Source organism: Myxococcales bacterium (assembly GCA_016706225.1).
GTDB lineage: Bacteria > Myxococcota_A > Polyangia > Polyangiales > Polyangiaceae > JADJKB01.
In genome coordinates, this window is record JADJKB010000008.1 from 638,841 (window position 1) to 659,459 (window position 20,619).

Consider the following 20,619-nt stretch of genomic DNA (forward strand, 5'->3'; position numbering starts at 1 on the left):
CTCGCTCGCGGTAGAGTAGCATGCGAAAGCGTCGGATCATGTCGAGCTCGCTGCGAAACCCGCTAGTCCGACCGCCCACCTTGCTCGCGACGCTCGGCCTGGCGTTTGGGACCGGCCTGTTCGCGGCCACGCTTCACTTTCGGCAGAGCGGAGCGCACGCGTCGGCGCCGCGGGTAGTGCTGGTGCTGGTTGCGTACTTCTTGGCGTGCGCTGCGGTGGTGATCGCCGCGCGGCTCGCCACCACACGACCGGACGCGGCTCTCGGCGCGCACGTCCGCACGGGTGTTGCGGCGGCGTTGGTCTTGGGTTTCACCCTGCTCGACCTGCTACATTTTCAGCTGTTCAAGCGCCACATCGACGCGGCGGCGCTGCATCTCGGCTGGCAGGCCGTGCGCTCGAAGTCGATCGCCGTCGGCTTGCCGGATCTGCTCGCCGCGCTGCTTGCGCTCTGCGTGCTCGGTCTCTTGGCGGCTTTGGCTCACGCGGCGCTGTCGCGCTTCGGAGCCGGCTCGCGCAGCGAGCAGCTCGCCCGGGCGATCTCGGGCTTCACGCTGGTGTTGGGCTTGCTCGGTGGCCTCTTGCGCGAGCGGTTGTGGGACGAGGATCACGTCGAAGCGGCGCGCCTGGCGCGAGCGCTGCCGTTTGCCTCGAACGCCGACGCGCGCGGAGCGGAGCTGAGTGAGCGAGGTTTTGGTGGTGAGCTGGACGCGGCGGTGTTCGCCGAGCTCGGTCGGGCGCGGGCAGCGCTCGGGACGGCATCGCTCAGCGCCCGCACACGGCCTGATCTGTTGATTGTGCACGTCGAGTCGCTGCGCGGTGACATGGTCGTCCCGGAGCTCATGCCGGGCTTGGTGGCGCTCGGCAAGGAGTGCCACACCCCTCAGCGCCACTACGCAACCGGCAACAACACGGGCAGCGCGGTCTTCGGGCTGGTCAGCGGGCTCAACGGATTCCAGTACCCGGCGGCGCGAAAACAGCGCGCCACAGCGCTGCCGCTCGTGGTGCTGAAGCGGCTCGGTTACCGCGTGTTCACGCATTTCGCGAACAACCTCCGGACCTACGACGACGTGTTCGAGGTCGTGTTTGCCGGCGGGGTGGACCAGAGCTTCGTGCCAGCGGATGGGCCGTCGGAGCAGATGGATCGCGCCGTCGTTCAGCACTACCTCGGCTCGCTGGGTGAGGGGACGGGGCCGCGCTTCGACTACCTGGTGCTCGACTCGACGCACTACGACTACGCCTACCCACCCGAGTACGAGAAACACGTGCCCTCCGGCACCCTCGCGCTGGGGCTCCGCGACGGTTTCATCGAGGACGCCGAGGTCGCTGCGCGCGCCAAGGAGCGAGCGCAGCTGGTGAAGAATCGCTACCTGAACGCGGTCGGCTGGGTGGACGCGCAGCTCTCGGAGTTGGTCGCGGAGCTCAAGGCCAAGAACCGCTGGGCGTCGACGCTGGTGGTGATCGTCGGCGACCACGGTGAGGCCTTCTGGGAGCACGGCAGCTTCGGCCACGGCATGGGCCTCGAGGAGGAGCAGATCCGAGTTGCGTCGATGTTCTGCGGCGTCGGACCCCTGGCCGCCGAGGTCAGCTCGCATGCCGACGTCTTCCCGACCTGGTTTGCCCACATGGGGCTGTCGGGAGTGCCGGGTCCGTTCATGAACGGTCGCTCGTTACTCGAGCGCCGCCCCGAGGCCGAGGTCGCGGTCTCGGCCATGGGCATCACGGGGGCGTTCTCGAGTCGGCGCTTCGTCGCCGTGGGCTCCGGCCTGAAGCTCCACTTCGATAACTCACCCCGGCTGCCCATCGTGAGCGCGACGGATCTGGACGACCGCGCGCTCGGACAGGTGCCCGACGACGCCGAGCGGGTGCTCGCGCAGGCGCTCGCCACCAAGCTCTTGAGAAGCCCGGCGCCGTAGCCTCAGGGGAAGCGCACGGCAGCGGTCGCAGAGCCGCCGACCGGCACGTTCACGGAGCGGGCCTTGCGGCCGTGCTCCGGGTGAATGAACACCACGCTGTGCGGACCGGCGGGCACACTCAGCCCGACCTTCGGGGTGGAGCCCATCGGGCGCCCGTCGAGGATCACGTTCGAGACGGGGATGCTGTTGATGTTCAGCGTGCCCGTGCCGGCCGCCGCGACCGGCTTGTCGGGGACGCCGGGGAGCGGCTTGCCGACCTCCGGTTTGGCGGTGCCGCCAACCGCGGTCTGGCCACCGGTCGCGGTGGGCGTCTCGGGCTTCGGCTGTTTGCCCTTCTCGAACAGGTCGATGACGAAGGTCTCTTCAGCCTTTCCATCCTGAAAGGTGATGTCTTTCTTGAAGTCCTCGAAGCCCGCCTTGGTCGCGACGATGCTCCACGGTTTGTCCGTGGCGATGTCGATCTTGATCGGCAGCTTGGGGATCGGGCGGCGTTCACTGCCACTGACCAACAGCACTCGAGCGCCGTCGGCGCCGCTGCCCCCTTTGATGGTGGCCAGGCCTTTCACGACCTTGAGCTTGGGCTCGATGCTCTGGATCTGCCCCTCGTCGACGTTGATGCGTTTCTCCCACGACTCGTAGCGCTCGCCGGAGATCTTGATCACGTGCTCACCCGCGGTCATGTCGCGGAGCTCTTGCGGGAGCGGCCCGATCTCTTTGGAGTCGACGTGCAGCTTGACCGCGCCGATGGTGTCGGCCGAGACCTTGATGCCGGTGCCTTCGCTCGCCCGAGAGAGCGTGACATTCAGCACTGCGTCTTCCCCGGTCGACACCTTGACGCCCTGCTCGGCGGTGGCCTGGTAACCCGCGGCCGTGACCTTCACCATGTGGGTGCCGGAGGCGAGCTCGACGACGCGGCACGGCGAGGTGTCGCAGCGTTTGTTGCCGTCCACGAAGACCTGCAGTGCATCGACGCTCTTGTTGCCTGGACCGGCCACGGTCACGACGAGGGTGCCTTTGCGTGGGATGAAGAACACCACGATTGCGGCCACGACGCCGACGACGAGCAAGCCCGCGACTGCGAGCAAGATCATGCGAACGGCGCCGCCGGCGGCGGTCGGCGGGGCGACATACGGCGCCGGGACGACGGGTGGCACCTGTGCCTGCGCCACGGGCATCGGCCCGGGCGTGTGCATCATTTGACCGGGCATTCCCGACATGGGGCCCGACATCGGCCCCGACATCGGCCCTGACATCGCAGCGCTTGGGATGCTCGGCGGGCCCGGCATGCCTGGGCTCGGGAAGCTCGGAGCCGCGGCTCCGCCGGAGCTGCCCATCAGCGCGGCGGCCGCGCCCATGCGTGCCGACGCGGCGGGACCCCCGGCGGCGGGCACGGGCGGTCCGCTCTTGAGCAGCGCTTGCGACGGAGCTTCGTTCGGGTCCTTGTCGAACACCGCCGTCTTTTCGTCCTCGTCGTCCCAATCCATGTCGACCGGAGCCGCACCGGCAGGCGGGGGCTTGGGCGGCAACGGCCCGGGCATGGACGGCTTGGAGGTGGGTGGAGGAACGGCTGGCGGTGGCAGCGCGCCCGCGCGACTGGGCGGCGGGAGCGGTGCGCCGCTCCGCAGGCTCGGCGGGGGCAGCCCCTTGTTCGACTGCGGGGGCGGGGGAGTGGGGGCAACCCGAGCAGGGTCTTCTTGAGTCCCGGCGGTGGCGTTGGCGCGGGCAACGACCGAGGAGCGGGCGCCTGTGAGGGCGGCCCCGGCCGGCCCGACTTTTTCGCCAGGCCGTCGAATACGTCCAGATCAGATCCGCCTTTTTCGCTCATCCCGATCATCTCCTGCGGACCGGAGGCGGCTTGGGCTGCCTCCGTGGGGAACAGCTGTCCCATCAAGTGGGCCAGTCGTGCTCGGTCCCCGGCCGCGGGTAGCGTTCGGGCGAGCGCATGCAAATCTGCTTCTAATTCCGACGCGGTAGCGTACCGCTGGTTTGGGTCCTTGGCGAGCGCCTTGAGGACGATGCCGTCGACGCCCCGGGGCAGCCGAGGGTTCTCTCGGGACGGCGGGGAGACCGAATCGGTCCGGATCCGGTTCATCACGAGGATCTCGTTGGGGCCGTCGTACAGGCGCTTTCCGGTCAGCGCCTCCCACAGGCAGATCCCCAGGGCAAAGATGTCCGCCCGTCGGTCCACCTCTTTTCCGGCGACCTGCTCCGGCGCCATGTAGCCGAACTTTCCCTTGATGGCGCCGGCCTGGGTACGGGTGATCTTGCCGGCCGCCTTGGCGATGCCGAAGTCGATCAGCTTCACCCGGCCGTCGTAGGAGACGAGGATGTTCTGCGGGCTCACGTCGCGGTGCACGATGTTGAGCGGGCGCCCCCGAGCGTCGTGGCGATCGTGGGCGTAGGTCAGGCCAGCGCAGACCTCGGTCAGGATGTAGATCGCGACCTCGGGCGGGAGCGACCAGTTCTTGGCGGCGGCGCGGTCCGACAGGGTTCGGAGCGGCTGCCCGTTGACGAACTCCAGCGCCATGTAGTGGCTGTGGTCGACCTGGCCCGCGTCGATGGTGCGCGCGATGTTGGGGTGGTCGAGCTGCGTCGCGATCCGAGCCTCGTCGTGGAAGAGCTCGATGAACTCCTCGTCTTCCGAGACGTTGGGCAAGATGCGCTTGAGCGCGACCAGCTCGTTCGTGCGCATGTGCCGCGCCAGGAAGACCTCCGCCATCCCGCCGACGCTGATGCGATGAATGAGCTCGAACTGGCCGAAAATCGCCTGGGGCAACGGGTCTCCGAGGGGCAAGTCTCGCACAAACCCGCACGGAATTTCACAAGAACTGCGACTCCGGCTCGAGCCGACGGCTCACTCGGTTGGTTCGGCGCCGCCGGCCTCGGGGGCTTCTTTCTTGGGCTTCGGGAAATAGCGCACCCGCTTGGCCTGGAGCGGGTACCAGACGTTGACAGGGACCACGGGCGTATCGGGGAAGATCCGGGTGACCCCGGGGGTGAGCCGGCGCACCAGTGCGAGCGCGCCGGGGCTCGGTTCGAGCGCGCGGCCGCCCAGGTCACGGTCGCCTCCGAGCGACAGCGCGAGGGGCTTCGATAAGTAGAGCTTGGTCTCGACTCCGAGGTCGTGGAGCAACGTCTCGAGCAGCTTGCCGTCGCGCGCCGCGTCTCGTGCGGTGGAGACCTCGGCGTAGAGCAGCATCCCGGCGCGGTCGACGCCGAGCGCCGCCAAGCTCGTGGTCTCGGGACTCGAGGCGCCGCGTGCCAGCGCGACTCCGGATGGATCGGGGCTGGTTGGGCCGATGGCAAATCCTCGACTGCCAAGCCAGAGCGCGGGCCCCAGGGCGGGTGGGGCCGGGAAGGACACGACGACCTTCGGCTCCTTGTCGTCGCGGGCAGCCAGCCTCACCGCCGCGGCGTCGACCTTCAACAACGTGATCTTGGTGTCGGCCCGGGCGGGCTCGGCTCGGAGCCAGGTGGTGGCGAGGGCGTAGGGCCAACCGTGTTGGGGTAACCCCTTGACCTTCCATTCGCCCTCTCCGGGCTCCGCAGGAGTCACCCGCGCCGGCAGCGCGTCACCCGGCACCAGGTTCCTCAGCGTGAGGTAGAAGAAGTCCCGGGACTCGCGCTGGATGTAACGCGGGAAGTTCATCAAGCCCATGTAACGCAGCATGCGGCGAGAGAGAAAACGCCAGCCGTCCATGCCACTGACGGTGCCCTCCGCCTCCCACTGCGGGTCGAGCTTGCGACCGACTGCGGGCAGCGCTGCCGCCGGCGCAGCGCGGTAGAACTCGAAGCCGGTGTGGCCTGGGTTCATGTCGAGGTGAATGCCGTAGACGCAGCGAGCACGCTGCATGGCGAGTGCGAGGTGATCCGCGTCGATGCTGGCCCCGTAGAGGTAAGCGACGAACCCTTCCTTGGTTTCACACACGGCGCTGCGAGTGGTGCGGCTCTCATCCGTCCAGCCGGGCGGCACGCCGCCCCACCAGTTGCGTTTGTACGGGTTCACCGTGCCGTCCACCACCAGCGGCGTCATGTTCTGGCGGAAGCTCACGATGTTGTCGGGGACCTTCTCGTCGTTGGGCCAGGTGCCGAATGCGGTCGAGCCGTCTGTCAGCTCCGCGACCGTCGCCGAGTAGGGTTTCGGTGGCAGGTACACCACGCCATCGGCCATCATCCCGAATTCGCCGTGGGTCGCCTGGAAGCCGCCGTTGAAACCGCCGACGAGTCGGCTCATCACCTCGGGCTTGCGGGGGACGAGACCCGGTCCGGTCTCGCCGGTCGCACTCTTGGGTTCGACGGTACCGCTCATGCTGTGCAGAGCGATCTGTCGCGGGTCCCACACCAGCACCCAGGTCTGGTTGTACGCGCGCTTCTGATCCGTGCGGATGAAAGACTGCACGAAGGGCGCCGGTGCACCAGCGTTTCTGGGAATGAAAGGGTCCTTGTCGAGCGGGCGCCACTTGCCCTCGCCGTCGAGCGCCGGCGAAATCATCGGCTCCATGGGGGCGGGAGGCCAACCCGTCTCGGGATCCGGTAGCTCCGGCGCGAGAGGCGCGTCTTCGAGCCCGGCCAGCTCCTCCTTGACGCGCTCAGCACCGGTGTCACCCGTCAGCTTGCCGACGACGCGCTGAAACGCATCGAGGCCCTCGAACGCCACGGCCTTCACCAGCTGCATGCGGTCACTGCCGAACCACGACAGCGCGCGGACCCGGTCGACCGCCCAGGTCACCAGATTTCCCGGGCGGCTCTTCTCCGGCGTTTGCTCGAGCAAATAGTGGCCACCCTCGATCGGCCCGTCGCCGGAGGTCGGGATGCGGATCTTGCGACCGTCGGCGTCGGCCGAGAGTCCATCGCCGTCGAAGTGGAGGCGCGTGTGTTCCGCGGGTGGATCGAGACGGAACGAGCGCTGTCCCACGCCGGTCTGTTGCCCGGTCTCCTGCAGATTGGTGATCCGGCTCTGCCAGCGGGCGAGGGTCGACCAGCCGCTCGGCCGTGGCTCCCCGCTGAGATCGGCGAGCTTGAGGGTGAAAGCCTTGCCGTCGCTGCCAATCACCCATGCCGCGCGCAGCCCATCCACCACCAGGGACTGCTCGTCGACCGCCGAGGTGTCGCTCAGATCGTAGCTGCCCGTGATTTCCAGGAGCCGCCCCTCCGGCGACCAGCGACTGGTGAGCAACCAGATGTCCGACGGGTCTTCGCCAGCGCGCGCGCGCACCAGCGCTCGCACCGTGGTGCGGATCGAGGCCAAGGTTCCCGGTTCGGGATCCAGGAAAAAGACCTCCTCCGCTACGGCGTGCAGGCCGCGCTCTTCGAGGGCGAGAGCGACCGCCTTTTTTCGATCGGCCTCGGCGCGCGCGGCGGCCAGAGGAACGCTCGGGCGCAGCAGCCAGGCGACCGCGAAAAAAAGCGGCAGCGGACGCGCCAGCATGAACAGCCGCAGCAGCGCCGCGGGGAGCTGGGGAACGCGCGCCAGCAGCGACCGCCAGCTCACTCGGCTCTCTCGCCCCGTCGGCGTGCTCTCCACCGTCATCTCCGAACGCAAACGCGAGCCCGCGGTTAGCATCTTCCCGAGGCGGCAGCCATGCCCCAACCGGCCGCGCCCTGGGGTGGCCGAGACTGGCAACCGAGTTGGCCATCGCGGACGGGTTTACCGGAGAATAGCCGGGGATGGCCGTGGCACACGCCGTGCTACTCTGTTGGCGAATGGCTCGGGTCTCCCGTCGACTGTGGCTGAGCGGGTTCGCCCTCGCGGCGACCGCCTGTTTGTCGCCGACGCTGCCGCTGCCGCCACCGAGCAAGCCCGTGGTGGAGGGGCCTGATCGCCAGGGAAACGTCACGCTGGACGGCTACGTCGAGAGTGAGGCGACGGTCTTCGCGGCGAACCTGGGCACCGGCGAGATCCGCGGGCACTTCACCGATCCGACCGGGCACTACCATTTCGAGCTCCCGGCTGAGGTCGGGGCCGAGCTTCAGCTCTGGTATCAGGTCGGCACCACGACCAGCCCGAGCATCGTGTTCAAGGTGCCGAAGCCCTGACGAGGCCACGGCGGGGTAGGCCGGCGCAGCGCCTCCGCCGTCAGTCCAGCCGGGTGATGCCCTCGCGCACGGCGCGCACTCCCCAGCGAAACGCCTCGTCGTTCACCGCTACGAGCGCCGCCTTTCGGGCGAGGCTCTTGCGCAGCACGGTCAAGAACGAGTCCTCCTCGAGCAGCTTGCACGCCTCCTGCAGCGCGCCGAGGGCGACGATGTTCTTCACCACCACACTGCCCAGACTCTGGGCGATGGCAGCGCAAGGCACACCAATCACCCGCACACCCTCGGCGACCTGTGGAGGCTTCTGGATCATGCTGGTGTCGTAGATCAGCGTGCCGTTCGGACGGACCGACGCCGCGAACTTGTCGAGGCTGGGCGCGTTGAACGCGATCAGAATGTGGGGATCGGGTGCGCCCGGCGACAGCACTTCTTCCTTCGCCACGTGCACGTCGGCGTACGATGTTCCGCCGCGTGACTCGGGTCCGTAGCTCGGGATGTGGGTTGCGTCGAAGCCCTCGTTGATGGCGGCCTTTGCCAGGAGCAGCGCCACGGTTTGTGCGCCGTCGCCGCCGGAGCCCGCCAGCTTGATCGAGACGTCGGCCGGGTCGAGGTGCTCCGGGAACTTCTTGCAGAAGGTCGGCGGCGGCTCGCGCCCCGCCTCGAGCACGTCGAGCACCTGTCCGACGTCGAAGCTCGGCTTCGGCGGATCGAACCACGGCTCGCGTTGTTCGTTCTTGATCACGCCGATGGGATACACCTTCGTCATCACGTCGCGGACGTGGGCTTCGCTCTCGGTGGGGGTGAGGCCCCAGTGAGTCGGGCACTCCGCCAGGATCTCGACGAAGCCAAAACCCCGCCGCTCGACCTGCAGCTCGAGGGCCTTCTTGATGGCTTGTTTGGCCCGCTTGCGGTGTTTCTGATCGAACAGCGCGCAGCGCTCCACGTACGAGGCACCGTCGAGCTGGGCGATCACCTCCGAGACCTTCATGGGCAGGCCTTGCATCGGGCCACGCCCCTCCGGGGTCGTGCTCGAGCGCTGCCCCATCAGAGTGGTGGGCGCCATCTGCCCGCCGGTCATGCCGTAGATGGCGTTGTTGACGAAGATGACACTGATCGGGATGCCGAGCTGGGCGGCGTGCATGATCTCCGCCAGGCCGATCGAGGCCAGATCACCGTCACCCTGATAACTCACGACGATGGAGTCGGGGTTGGCGAGTTTGTGGCCGAGCGCCACGGCGGGCGCGCGCCCGTGGGCCGCCTGGGTGTTGCCGGTGTCGAAGTAATAGAACAGGAAGACCGCGCACCCGACCGGCGAGATCATCACCGTGCGATCCTCGACGCCGAGCTCCACCAGGGCCTCGGCCAGGTATTTGTGGGCGAGGCCGTGGCCACAGCCCGGGCAGTAGTGGGTCGTTGCACCCTTGAGCCCCTTGCCGTGGGCATGGCGATCGAAGTGTTCGAAGAACGCAGATTCGGGGCTCATTGCATCACCTCCGTCAGTGGACGCACGGTCTCGTAGATCTCCTGAGCCGTGGGCAGAATGCCGCCCATGTGGCGCAGGTGGTGGAGGGCAACGCCCTGAACGTCAGCGTGGTGGAGCGCCAGCCGCAGCTCGTCCTCGAGCTGCCCGTCGCTCGCCTCGACGACGACGATGCGCTGCACGTGGCCGAGCAGCTGTTTGAGATCGTCGATGGGGAAGGGCCAGATGCTGATCGGCTGGAACAGCCCGACCGGCCGCCCCTCCCGCCGCAGGCGTTCGACCGCCGACTTCGACATACGAGCCGGCGTGTTGCACGCGATGACCAGGGTGCGGGCGTCGTCGGCGCGATGACTCTTCGAGCGCTGCTCGTGCTTCTGCATCGAGCGATACTTCGCGCTGAGATGTTCGTTGTGGCGCTCGAGATCGTTCCAGTCCTGGAAAATCGAGCTGTTCAGGTTGCCGCGGTGCGCGGCGTCACCGTAGACGGACCACTCGGGGAGCCCCGGTTCGATCATGCAGTCGGGCAGACTGACGCGACCGGTGATCTGACCCAGGTAGCCGTCCGCCGCCACGATCACCGGATTTCGGTACTTGAAGGCCAGCTCGAAGGCCAGGAACGTCAGGTCGAGCATCTCTTGCGGTGACGTCGGCGCGAGCACGATGGCGTGGGTGTTGCCATGCCCGAGCCCGCGGCACGCGAGCTTGATGTCACTCTGCTCGGGACCGATGTAACCGAGCCCGGGACCGGGTCGCATCACGTTGATGAACACCGCGGGCAGCTCGGTCCCGATCAGGTAGCTGATCCCCTCGAGCATGAGGCTGAAACCCGGCGAGCTGGTGAAGGTCATCGTCGGCAGACCGGCCCCGCCGGTGCCGTACATGTGGTTGACCGTCGCTACCTCGCTGCACGCCTGCAGGAACACCCCGCCGAGCTTCGGCAAGAGCTTGGCCAAGAGCTCGGCGCCCTCCGTCGAGGGCGTGATCGGATAGCCAAACACGTGGCGGCAGCCCGCCAGGATCGCGCCGACGGCTGCGGCGTGGTTGCCCTTCAGCACCATCGGCTCGGTCTTGGGCAGCGCAAGCCGGCGGTCGGGGATCGCCTGCGGCTTCGGGCGCGGCGCTCGCTCTCCGAACAGATGTGCGGGGTGCTCGAGCTCGTAGATTTCGTGGCCGAGTCCGTAGGGCTCGGGGCAAGCCGACAGGCAGAGTCCGCAGTGGTTGCACAGGTCGTAGTCGATGTGGACGGGGATCAGCCCGGAGGTCTGATCGATCTCGGTCCCGGCGACGATGGCGTGTTTTGGACACGCATCGACGCAACGCCCGCAGCCCTTGCAGAGCTCGGACGTGATCAGGACCTCGGGTCTCTCTTTGGCCATGGCTAGCTCTTCCTTTGCGGTCGAGGAGCCGGGGCGCTTCCGTCGCTGCGGCTCGTGGTGCCGGTCGCTTCGCGAATGTGATGCACGATCGGGTACGGTCTCAGCTGCCCATCATGCTCGTCTCGCTCAAGCTATCCCGCTTCGGCACAGCTCACGTCGGCAACCTTTGCGTGCGGCTTCGCCGCCGTGGTTCCCGAGGAGTTCACACGAGGGAGGACGGGCGGAAGGAGGCTCTCGCGTGAGGGCCGGCTCAGCCGTTTCCGGGCACGGTTCGCAGCGACACGCGGCGGCCATCGCTGGCGCGGTGGACGACGCCCGCGCCCGCGCCATGCGGCGCTCGTGTCCCGCGGGCTCGCGGGCTCGCCTCGTCGATGACCTCCCCGAGCAGGTCGTAGTCGGTCGTGCGTTCGACGCGCACGCGCCGCATCTGACCTGGCCGGACCTCGGCGCCCGAGAGGAAGACCTGGCCGTCGATGTCCGGGGCCTGCCCGGCGTGCCGGCCGACCATCACCAGCTCACTCTCTTCACTCGGTCCTTCGACCAGCACGTCGAGCTCCGTGCCGATCAGGGCCCGGTGTTTCTCTCGGCTGATCTTGCGCTGGAGCGCCATCAGTTTCTTGGCGCGCGACGCGGCCACTCGTGCGGGCACCTTGTCCGAGAAGGCGTGGCTCGGCGCGGTCTCTTCGTCGGAGAAACGGAACACTCCCATGCGGTCGAAGCGGGCCCAGCGCACGAACTCACACAGCTCCTCGAATTCGGCCTCGGTCTCGCCCGGGTGCCCGACGATGAACGCGGTCCGGAAGGTCAGGTTCGGGACCCGCTCGCGCAGGCGCGAGACCAGCTCCCGCAGGCGCGCCCCGCCGTGCCCGCGGCGCATGCGCCGGAGCATGGCGTCGGCCGCGTGCTGTAGCGGCATGTCCACGTAAGGCACGACGCGCTCGTGGTTGGCCAGGAGCTCCGATCAGATCGTCGCCGAGCTTCTCGGGGTAGAGGTAGAACAAACGCACCCAGCGGATGCCCGCCACGTTCGCCACGCGCGCCACGAGCTCGGTGAGCGTCGAGCTTCGCTTCGAATCGCGCCCGTACGAGACGGTGTCCTGGGACACCAGGTTGATCTCGAGCACGCCCGCGTCCGCAAGGCGCTTCACCTCTTCGACCACGTCGGCGGGAGCACGGGAGCGCTGCACCCCGCGCAGCTGCGGGATCACACAGAACGAACACTTGCGGTTGCAGCCCTCGGCGATCTTCACGTACGCACTTGCGCCGCGGGTCGAGAGGGTGCGCGGGTCACGGGCCCTCACCACCCAGTCGGCCGGATTGCCAACCAGAATGCGCTCTGCCTTGCCTGTGAGCACCTGTTCGAGCTTCAGCATGTCGCTCGAGCCGAGCAGGTGGTCCACCTCCGGCAGACCCTCCGCGAGCTCGTCGGGGTGACGCTGGCTCAAGCAGCCGGTCACCACGAGCTTGTCGCAGCTGCCGTTCTGTTTGTGGCGCCCGAGCTCGAGGATCGTGTCGATGCTCTCCTTCTTGGCGGCGTCGATGAAACCGCAGGTGTTGACCACGATCACCGTGGCGTCCGCCGCGTCTGCGACATGGCGAAACCCCGCGCGCTCGGCGACACCGAGCATGACCTCGCTGTCCACGCGGTTCTTGGGGCAACCGAGCGAGACGAAGTGGATGGTCTTTCGAGGAGCGCGGGCCACGGGGACGGGGCTCATAACCCCGCGGGCTCGCTTTGACCAGGCTCGGGCCGATTCAGAAGCTGCCCACGGCGCGGATCCCGGTCGGGGAGACGCCCAAGCGGAGCGAGGCGCTCGGTCTGTCATCGCTGGGTTTGCTGGCGGTCAAGAACAGCACGCCGGCGCCTGCCAAGGCGGCGACCCCGACGCCCAACGAGACGTCGGCGATCAAGAAATCTCGCTGCATGTCGTTGAACTCGGCGCGGCGGCTGCCGTCACAACCCGGGGAGCAGGCCTCGAGCTTTTGTTGTTTCGAGCGACCCGTGAGGCCGAAGTAGGAAAACGAGGCGAGCCCGAGCACTCCGACGCCGGCCAACACGTAGGGCAGCACACTCTGTGTTGGCGGTGACGCCGTCGTGCGGGCGGAGTGGGCCGGGGGTGACACGGGTTCGTTCGCGGGTTTGGTCTCCGCCGGCTGCTTTTCTGCCGCCGGTGTTTGCGACGACAGCTCCACACCCACCGGGCGCAGCCGCTCGCCCTCGCGCACCACCACCTTCTTGTCGAAGCTCCGACCATCTGCCAGCTCGAAGTGCACCAAGTGGGCTCCCGGATTGACGGCGACCCCACTTCCGTCGAGGCGGCTCTGCATCAGCTTGCCGTCGACCGAGACCTTCGCCTCGGCAATGTCGTCGCCACCCACGTTGCGCACGTAGAACACGACCGTCGGTATCTCGGCGTTGAGCGCCTCCAAGAAGCGACCGCAGTCCGAGCGGATCATGGCGGGACAAGACCGTTGTGTGCAGCGTGAGAGCTCGGCCTTCGCGCCGACGAGGTCGTTCTTTCCCCGGAGCTCTTGCGCGCGGCCGTGGGCATCGATGCAGGATTGTTTGTCTTCGGCGTGAGCCGGCGACGCCGACAGGCAAAGCCCGAGGCAGAGCAGAAGTTTTGCAGAGCGCATCAGAAGCATTCCGGCAAATAGCGCTTGATGCCCTTGTCGTCGATGACGTAGGGCGGATTGCAGCCAGGTTTTCCGGCTGCTGGGGCCGGACGGCGGGGCTGAGGTCTGGCGGTCGCCGCGGCCTTGCCCGCATCCACCGCCGGAGGTTCTTCGATTGGGGCTGGTGTCGCCGTGGGCGCTGCAACGGAGGGCGTTGGCGGAGGCGCCTCGGCGGTCGCCGTCTGGAGCGCGCTCGGCGGGGGCTCGCCGCTCGCGGTCTGGGCTCGCTCCGTCGCAGTGCCGGGGCGGAAGAAGATGGCGCCGGCGATCAGCACCCCCGCGAGCAGCAGCGCAAACGCGATCAGGCCGAAGCGCGCGCCGCGGGCGGGGGCGCGCATCGAAGCGACGATCGCGCCGGCGGTGCGAGCCGAATCCCCGGCGAGCAGCTGGGCGTGGCTCGCGCGGGCGCTGGGGGTGTGCAGCTCGGTTGGCAAGTCGTTGCCTGGCGCTGAATTCAGAGAGAGACGACCGGAGCCGCTCTCGTCCCCATCGGCCTTCGCCGCACGCGCAACGAGCGCCGCTTGGTGTGCCAAGTGCTCGCTGGCAACCTCCCGCACGTACTCGCCGACGACGAGCTGCGACGCCGCGGTCACGGCGCCCTCGAGGGCCGCCGCGAACTCTCGTGCCGTAGCAAATCGCAGTTCCGCGCGTTTTTCCAGCGCCCGCAGCACGACGACGTCGAGCGCGGGCGGTGCCTCGGGAGAGAGCTGGCTGGGGGGCTCCGGCGTGCGCTCCATCACGGCGCGAATCGTCGCTCCGGCTTCCTCGCCGTGAAACAGTCGCTGCCCCGTGAGCAGCTCCCAGAGCACGATGCCCATGGCGTGGATGTCGACCCGCCTCTCTGCCGGGGCTCCGGCGAGTTGCTCCGGTGCCATGTAGCCGAGCTTGCCCTTGAGCGCGCCTTGTTCGGTCGATTGCAGTCGGAAGGTCGCCTTCGCAACGCCGAAATCGAGCAGGTGTGGCACCCCTTCGACCCCGAGCATGATGTTCTGGGGTGAGACGTCGCGGTGGATGATGCCAAGCAGCTCGCCGTTGTCGTCGCGCGCCTCGTGCGCCGCGTGGAGCCCATGCAAAGCTCCGATGATGGCTGCGGCCGTGATCCCGACGGGGACGCGCCCCCCGCGTTTCTGCTCGTTGCGGAACAGGAGCGACAGCGGTGCGCCGCGCACGTATTCCATGACCAGGAACAGCTCACCGTCGAGCGCCAGGGCGTCCAGGGTCGAGACCACGTTCGGGTGCTGCACCCGGGCGGTCAGGCGCGCTTCATCGAGCAACCGGGCGAGCCCTCCCGAGTCTGCACCGATGTCGTCCCGCAGTCGTTTGATCGCGACGACCTTGCTGAAACCAATCGGACCCACCAGACGCCCGAGGTGCACAGTTGCCATGCCGCCCGCCGCAATCGGCTCATGCAGGATGTAACGACCAACGGTGCGGGGGCCGACTGGAGGCAAGACGTTCAAGAATATCATGGCCCGGCGGCCAGGGGGCGGGCCGATCGGCGACGCTTGACTCGGGGGCTTTTCGCGCCGAAGGTCGGGCACGAAGTGGAGCTTTCGGCCGGGATCACGCGGGGGGTCTCGATGGTGGCGGCCGTGCTCGCGACCTTTGGTTGTTCGCTGGCGGCTCCGAGCGAGGACGAGATCTTTGGGGGGCCGAAGCTGTATCGACCGGCTGCGGGCACCTACACCTACGATGGGGCGTTGCACCAGTCGTTCGACATCCCCGCCCTCAGCGCCAAGACACCCCAGGACTTCACTGGATTTTCACTGGCCAGTGTCACCCACGAAGCGGCGGGCTGCTGGAAGTTCCGTCTGAACGCCAGCGTCGATACCTCCCCGCCGTTCTGGGAAGAGAGCTCGCTGTGCTCCGATGATGGCAACCTCGAGCGCGCTCGTGTCGTTCAGCTCGTCAAGGTCCAGAGCCTCGGTAGCGAGACCCAGACGACCATCGATTGCAACCCCGCAGATCGCCAGATCCGCGCGGGCATGCAGGTGGGTGACCAGTGGAGTCTGGTGTGCTCCGGCAGCAGCAGCACGAAGCCGGACACGTTCGACTTTTCGTACCCGTTCCAGTCGGCGGGCACCTACACGTTCGTGGGAGAAGAAGAATCAACGGTGGGCTCCAAGAAGCTCGCGACCTATCACTTCTCCGAGGCGCGGCAGATCTCCGGCACGAACCCGGCGGGCGAGGGGTCTTATACCGGTACGACGGCCACCGAGATCTGGCTCTCCAAGCGGGACGCTCTGCTGGTGAAACGCACGGGCTCGGTGTCCTTGAGCACCGACACCGGCAACAAGACCCTCGGCACCATCGACTACACCGAGACGAGCAGCTGGCAGCTGTTGGCGACGGAGCCCGCCCCGCTCGCGGACGGCGGCACCTGAGCCCGCGACAAGTCACGCGCCCATCAAGCGGCGGAAACGCTCGAACAGATACAGAGCGTCGTGGGGGCCAGCTGCGGCCTCCGGGTGATACTGCACGCTGAAGGCCCGGGCCTCGGGGGCCTCGAGCCCCTCGCTCGTGCCGTCGTTCAAATGCACGTGGGTCGAGCGGGCCCGCCCTTCGAGGGACGCGACGTCGACCACGAAGCCGTGGTTCTGCGTGGTGATCTCCACGCGGCCCGTCGACAGATCTTTCACGGGCTGATTCAAGCCGCGGTGACCGAACTTCAACTTGTAGGTGCGGCCGCCGAGCGCCAGGGCGAGCAGCTGGTGGCCCAGACAAATGCCGAAGATGGGTTTCTTGCCGAGCAGGTCCCGGATGCTCTTCACGGCGTAGGTGACGGCGGCGGGATCGCCGGGCCCACTCGAGAGGAAGATGCCATCGGGGGACAGCGCGAGGATCTCCGCGGCGGTCGAGCTCGCGGGCACCGCCGTGACGCGGAAGCCGCTGTCCACCAGGCAGCGCAAGATGTTCTTCTTGGCGCCGAAGTCCACGGCCACCACGTGGGGAGTGGTGTCGCCGGCTGCGCCGCCCAGCTGGCCCACGCTCCAAGCCCCGCGCCCCTCGCTGAACTCGTAGCGGGTCTTGGGTGTGACGCGCGCGGCGAGGTCGAGTCCCTCCATGCTCGGCAGCGCTCGGGCGCGCTCGACCAGGACGTGCGGAGCTTCGGTTCCAATGCAGCCGTTCTGCGCGCCCTTGTCGCGGATCAGGCGAGTCAAACGCCGGGTGTCGACGCCGCCGATGGCGGTGACGCCGTGACGCGCGAGATAAGTGTCCAGGGTCTCTCGAGCGCGCCAGTTGGAGGCCCCCAGGCTCGGATCCCGCACGATGAAGCCGGCGACCTGCGGGCGACCATCGACGGACTCGTCGTCTTCCGGGGTGATGCCGGTGTTGCCGATCTGCGGCGCCGTCATCGTGACGATCTGCCCGGTGTAGCTCGGGTCGGTGAGCACCTCTTGGTAGCCGGTCATGCCGGTCGTGAACACGACCTCACCGCCCGCCGGGGCGTCGGCGCCGAACGAGAACCCGTCGAACACGGTCCCGTCCGCCAGGGCTAGGTGGGCCTTCGCTCCGCCGCTCATGCCCGCGCTCTTGCCGCGTCGAAGGCGGCGTGTCCACCCGCCAGCGTCAAGAGCACACGACCGCGGAGCTCCTTGCCGAAAAACGGGGTATTTTCCCCTTTTGATCGCAGATCCGCGCGGGAGGCAGTCCAGACCGCGGCCGGGTCGACCAGGACCAGCTCGGCGAGCGCACCCTCGGCGAGCGTCGGTGCGTCGATGCCCGCGATGCGTGCCGGTCGGGTGGACAGTGCGTCGATCAGACGCGCGAGGGTCAGGCCGTTCTTGCCGACCAGACCGAGCAGTAGGCCGAGACACAGCTCGAGCCCGAGCATGCCCGGCTTGGCGTAGGAGAACTCGCAGTCCTTCTCGAGCGAGGTGTGCGGCGCGTGATCGGTGGCGATTGCGTCCAGAGTGCCGTCCGCGAGGGCCGAGCGCAGGGCCTCGACGTCGGCCTCTTCACGCAGCGGCGGGTTCACCTTGCAAGCGGTGTCGTAGCCAATGACGGAGGCGTCGGTCAGCAGCAAGTGGTGCGGCGTCACCTCGGCGGTGACCGACAGGCCGCGGCTCTTGGCTTCGCGCAGGATGCGCACCGTGCCCAGCGTCGAGGCGTGGGCGACGTGGTAGCGCGCGCCAACGTACTCGGCGAGCAGCACGTCTCGGGCGACGATCACGTCCTCGGCCACCCGCGGCCAGCCGCGGAGCCCGAGCCGAGCGCTCACCGCGCCCTCGTGCATGTCGGCGCCAGCGGTCAGCTCGTGATCCTCGGCGTGCTGGATCACCGGTAGATCGAAGGTCTTGGCGTACTCGAGGGCGCGGCGCATCACCGCGCTCGAGCTCACACACACGCCGTCGTCGCTGACCGCGACGGCGCCGGCATCTCGCAGCTCCGCCATCTCGGTCAGCTCCTTGCCGCGCTGCCCGACGGTGATTGCGGCGATGGGGTGCAGGCGGGAGCCCCCGACCTCGGCTGCGCGGCGCAGCATCATCTCCGTCACGGCCCGGGTGTCGTTGACTGGTTTGGTGTTCGGCATCGCGCACACGTGGGCGAACCCGCCGGCGGCGGCGGCGGCGAGCCCGGTCGCGATGTCCTCTTTGTATTCCTGGCCTGGCTCGCGCAGGTGCGCGTGCAGATCGACGAAGGCTGGCAGGAGCCATTTGCCCGAGCCGTCGATGATCTGGGCGCGTTCACTCTGCTCGACGTCGCGGGCCGCACCGGGGCCGACGCGCAGGATCTTTCCGCGCTCGACGACCACGTCGACTTCGGCGTCGAGCCCTCGGCTCGGATCGACGGCTCGCACGCCCTTCACGACCAGGAGATCGACCAGCGGCGTCACGGCGGACCTCATTAGCACGCTCCGCCTCGCGCCGGGCAAGCCGTAGTTCCGGCCGGGAATTTCAGCTGCCCTGGCGCGCGCGTGGCGAGCTGGCGGCAAGAAGGTCGGAGGGGATCACAGGAAGGCGGAAGGACGAGGATTCAGAATTCAGAGTTCAGAGCTCAGAATGCCAGAGGGATCACAGGAAGGCGGAAGGGCGGGGAGGAGGATTCAGAATTCTTAACTCCGAAAATTGCAAATCTTCTGCCCTTCCGCCTTCCTGTGAAAATTCCAAGTCTCCTTCTTCGACACATCGTCACTGTGCGCCGAGCGCCGCCACGCGTTCGGCGGCGAGCCAGGCCAGGGCGCTGATGGTGTGCTGGGGGTTCACGCCGAGGTTGGTCGGAAACACGCTGGAGTCGATCACGAAGAGTCGCTCGAGATCGTGCGCCTCGAAGGTCGGCGAGACGACGCTGTGGAAGGCGGAGGCGCCCATCACGGCAGTCCCGAACAGGTGCGCGGCGATGGTGTGAAACAAACGCGGGTCGTCCGCCGCGTCGAATAGCGGGGCGAGCTGGTCCATGTTCGTGATGCGATGGGGTAGGCCGTGAACCCCGGGCAGGACCTCGCGCGCGCCAGCGGCGAACATCATCTCGGTCAAGCGACGCACTCCCAGCTTGAGCACCTGGATGTCGCGAGCGGTCATGTCGTAGTCGATGCGCGTGCCGCCGAAGAACGCCGGTCGGACCGAGCCCTGCGCCTCGGCGCGCACTTGCACACCCCACACGGCCAGGTGGGCGTAGGCGCCGAGCTCCCGCATCAGCTCGGGGCCGAGGCCGGGCAGCCGCGCTGCGGCGAGCTCCGGCGGCATCGAGACGGTCTCGAACTTCATGCGCTCGTCCCAGTAGTGGAGGCTCTCGAAGCCCTGCGTTGCGCCCCGGGACATCGTCACCGGCGCATCGAACACACCCACCACGGCGGTGCCCGGGTGGGCCTGCAGGCGTTTGCCGAGGGCGCGTGAGCCGCGCCCGATGCGGTTTGCCCACAGGAACAGCGGGGATTGGATGGCGCTCGCGGCCAGCAGCACGGCACGTCGTGCCACCACCGTCAGCTCGGGCCCGCGACGGCCGGTCAGCGGATCGGCGAACTGCCCAATCACACCCGTCACTCGGGTGCTCGTCCGCTGAAGTCGCGTCGCGGTGCAGGTCGCGTAGACCCGCGCGCCCTGGGCGACGACCCGGGGCACGTAGGAGACGTTCATGCTCTGGCGCCGCGCGGTGGGACAACCCTGGTTGCAGTGGGCGCTGCCTTCACAGTCCTTCACGTTGCGGCGGATGGCGTTGCTGCGGATCCCGAGCCGCTGGGCCGCGAGCCGCATCAGCGTGTTGTTGTTTCCGAGCATGGCCTCCGGGGCGGGCGCCACGTGCAGCTCCTCGTCCAAGAGGTCCCAGATCCGCTCGAGCTCGGAGTAGGGGAGCGCGCCCCCGAACCCGAACTCGTCGCGCCAGCGTCCCCAGATCTTCTCCGGCATGCGGTGGATGATCGCGCCGTTGATGGCGGTCGTTCCGCCCACACAGCGGCCCTGCAAAATGGGCGTGAATGCCCGGCCGTTTGCCACTTGAAACCCGGCGTCACGCCAGACGCGTTTCATGCCGGACCACAGATCACTGCGCAGCTCCTCGGCCGGGATGTGGGGTCCCTCCTCCAGCATCACGACGTCGAGGCCGGCCTCACTCAGCACTCGAGCGGCCGTCGCACCCGCCGCCCCGGTGCCGATGATCACGACGTCGGCGGCGTCCTCCACGCGCCGCCTGTCGGCGACGTCCCGGTGCTGGACGATCGCGCCGCTCACGGCTCGGTGCCTCTGGCCCAGGTTGGTGGCGACTCGTCCCGCACGTCGATCGAGAGCGCGGCCTGCACTGCTGGGAGGCCCGCGAAGCCGAGCGCACCGAGCATCTTGAACAGCAGCGGCAACTCGCGCACGAGGTACACGTCGCTCGAGCGAAGTTTCTCCAGCACCTTCAGGCGTTCGTCGTCGGAGAGGGACGGGAACAAAACAAAGCGGCGGATCACGAACAGCGGGCACAGGACCAGGAGCCAGAGACACACGCGTGCACCCAGCGTCACCCGCGCGGGCGCGTGGGTGAGCAGCTCGTCGAGGAAACGCCCGAGATCGACGTCCCGCGCGCCGATGCTGAGCCCGCCCGAGGTTCCGCTCGGCAAGAGGGTGGCCCACAGCTCCGCGAGCCAGCGGCGTTCGAAACCAAACCAGGTCACGGGCTGGACTCTACTCGAACGCGGACGAATGCGGCGGTCGACCGGGTT

At 68.1% G+C, this 20,619-nt stretch carries 13 protein-coding genes and 1 pseudogene; 3 read left to right on the top strand and 11 right to left on the bottom strand.

Features of this window, described 5'->3' with window-relative positions; translation table 11 throughout:
• The first annotated feature begins 20 nt into the window (after positions 1-20).
• On the top strand, positions 21-1,913 hold the full coding sequence (locus IPI67_16850; protein MBK7581864.1) for a sulfatase-like hydrolase/transferase: 1,893 nt from the start codon (positions 21-23) through the stop codon (positions 1,911-1,913).
• Between the two features lie 2 nt (positions 1,914-1,915).
• On the opposite strand, the gene IPI67_16855 is transcribed toward IPI67_16850, so the two are convergent.
• Both IPI67_16855 and IPI67_16860 read right to left on the bottom strand, forming a co-directional pair.
• On the bottom strand, positions 1,916-3,397 hold the full coding sequence (locus IPI67_16855) for a PEGA domain-containing protein (protein ID MBK7581865.1): 1,482 nt from the start codon (positions 3,395-3,397) through the stop codon (positions 1,916-1,918).
• A gap of 1,370 nt (positions 3,398-4,767) precedes the next feature.
• Positions 4,768-7,443, bottom strand: coding sequence for a hypothetical protein (locus tag IPI67_16860; protein ID MBK7581866.1), 2,676 nt, complete (start codon positions 7,441-7,443; stop codon positions 4,768-4,770).
• Between the two features lie 173 nt (positions 7,444-7,616).
• On the opposite strand from IPI67_16860, the gene IPI67_16865 reads away from it, so the two are divergent.
• Positions 7,617-7,949, top strand: a complete 333-nt coding sequence (locus IPI67_16865; protein ID MBK7581867.1) for a hypothetical protein — start codon at positions 7,617-7,619, stop codon at positions 7,947-7,949.
• 40 nt (positions 7,950-7,989) lie between these two features.
• Here IPI67_16865 and IPI67_16870 read toward each other — a convergent pair whose 3' ends face one another.
• The 5 genes and pseudogenes from IPI67_16870 to IPI67_16890 form a co-directional block, all read right to left on the bottom strand.
• Positions 7,990-9,429 (bottom strand): 2-oxoacid:acceptor oxidoreductase family protein, encoded by a 1,440-nt coding sequence (locus IPI67_16870; protein MBK7581868.1) that lies wholly within the window; start codon positions 9,427-9,429, stop codon positions 7,990-7,992.
• Positions 9,426-10,802 (bottom strand): 4Fe-4S binding protein, encoded by a 1,377-nt coding sequence (locus IPI67_16875; GenBank protein ID MBK7581869.1) that lies wholly within the window; start codon positions 10,800-10,802, stop codon positions 9,426-9,428. The genes IPI67_16870 and IPI67_16875 overlap by 4 nt, the downstream gene beginning before the upstream one ends.
• A 250-nt stretch (positions 10,803-11,052) precedes the next feature.
• Positions 11,053-12,520 (bottom strand): annotated as a pseudogene (rimO, locus tag IPI67_16880) (30S ribosomal protein S12 methylthiotransferase RimO).
• A gap of 37 nt (positions 12,521-12,557) precedes the next feature.
• Positions 12,558-13,439 carry a hypothetical protein gene (locus IPI67_16885; GenBank protein ID MBK7581870.1) on the bottom strand — a complete coding sequence of 294 codons (882 nt, stop codon included), beginning with the start codon at positions 13,437-13,439 and terminating at the stop codon, positions 12,558-12,560.
• Positions 13,439-14,947, bottom strand: a complete 1,509-nt coding sequence (locus IPI67_16890) for a protein kinase (protein MBK7581871.1) — start codon at positions 14,945-14,947, stop codon at positions 13,439-13,441. Before IPI67_16890 ends, IPI67_16885 begins: the two co-directional genes overlap by 1 nt.
• A gap of 75 nt (positions 14,948-15,022) precedes the next feature.
• Between IPI67_16890 and IPI67_16895 the strand changes: the two genes are divergently transcribed.
• A complete protein-coding gene (locus IPI67_16895; GenBank protein MBK7581872.1) occupies positions 15,023-15,862 on the top strand; it encodes a hypothetical protein in 840 nt (279 codons plus the stop codon).
• Positions 15,863-15,874: 12 nt separating this feature from the next.
• On the opposite strand, the gene carA is transcribed toward IPI67_16895, so the two are convergent.
• The 4 genes from carA to IPI67_16915 all read right to left on the bottom strand — a co-directional run bounded on the left by carA (position 15,875) and on the right by IPI67_16915 (position 20,571).
• Positions 15,875-17,002 carry a glutamine-hydrolyzing carbamoyl-phosphate synthase small subunit gene (gene carA, locus IPI67_16900; protein ID MBK7581873.1) on the bottom strand — a complete coding sequence of 376 codons (1,128 nt, stop codon included), beginning with the start codon at positions 17,000-17,002 and terminating at the stop codon, positions 15,875-15,877.
• Entirely contained in the window at positions 16,999-18,306 is a 1,308-nt protein-coding gene (locus IPI67_16905) for a dihydroorotase (protein MBK7581874.1), read from the bottom strand. Before IPI67_16905 ends, carA begins: the two co-directional genes overlap by 4 nt.
• A gap of 304 nt (positions 18,307-18,610) precedes the next feature.
• Positions 18,611-20,146, bottom strand: a complete 1,536-nt coding sequence (locus IPI67_16910; GenBank protein MBK7581875.1) for a GMC family oxidoreductase — start codon at positions 20,144-20,146, stop codon at positions 18,611-18,613.
• Positions 20,143-20,571, bottom strand: coding sequence for a hypothetical protein (locus tag IPI67_16915; GenBank protein MBK7581876.1), 429 nt, complete (start codon positions 20,569-20,571; stop codon positions 20,143-20,145). The genes IPI67_16910 and IPI67_16915 overlap by 4 nt, the downstream gene beginning before the upstream one ends.
• Positions 20,572-20,619: the final 48 nt, after the last annotated feature.

Excerpts from the sequence above, each read along its gene's own strand:
- IPI67_16850 (MBK7581864.1), top strand. The coding sequence starts at position 21 with ATGCGAAAGCGTCGGATCATGTCGAGCTCGCTGCGAAACCCGCTAGTC.
- IPI67_16875 (MBK7581869.1), bottom strand. The coding sequence starts at position 10,802 with ATGGCCAAAGAGAGACCCGAGGTCCTGATCACGTCCGAGCTCTGCAAG.
- carA (MBK7581873.1), bottom strand. The coding sequence starts at position 17,002 with ATGAGCGGCGGAGCGAAGGCCCACCTAGCCCTGGCGGACGGGACCGTG.
- IPI67_16865 (MBK7581867.1), top strand. The coding sequence starts at position 7,617 with ATGGCTCGGGTCTCCCGTCGACTGTGGCTGAGCGGGTTCGCCCTCGCG.
- IPI67_16885 (MBK7581870.1), bottom strand. The coding sequence starts at position 13,439 with ATGCGCTCTGCAAAACTTCTGCTCTGCCTCGGGCTTTGCCTGTCGGCG.
- IPI67_16855 (MBK7581865.1), bottom strand. The coding sequence starts at position 3,397 with ATGGATTGGGACGACGAGGACGAAAAGACGGCGGTGTTCGACAAGGAC.
- IPI67_16860 (MBK7581866.1), bottom strand. The coding sequence starts at position 7,443 with ATGACGGTGGAGAGCACGCCGACGGGGCGAGAGAGCCGAGTGAGCTGG.
- IPI67_16870 (MBK7581868.1), bottom strand. The coding sequence starts at position 9,429 with ATGAGCCCCGAATCTGCGTTCTTCGAACACTTCGATCGCCATGCCCAC.
- IPI67_16890 (MBK7581871.1), bottom strand. The coding sequence starts at position 14,947 with ATGATATTCTTGAACGTCTTGCCTCCAGTCGGCCCCCGCACCGTTGGT.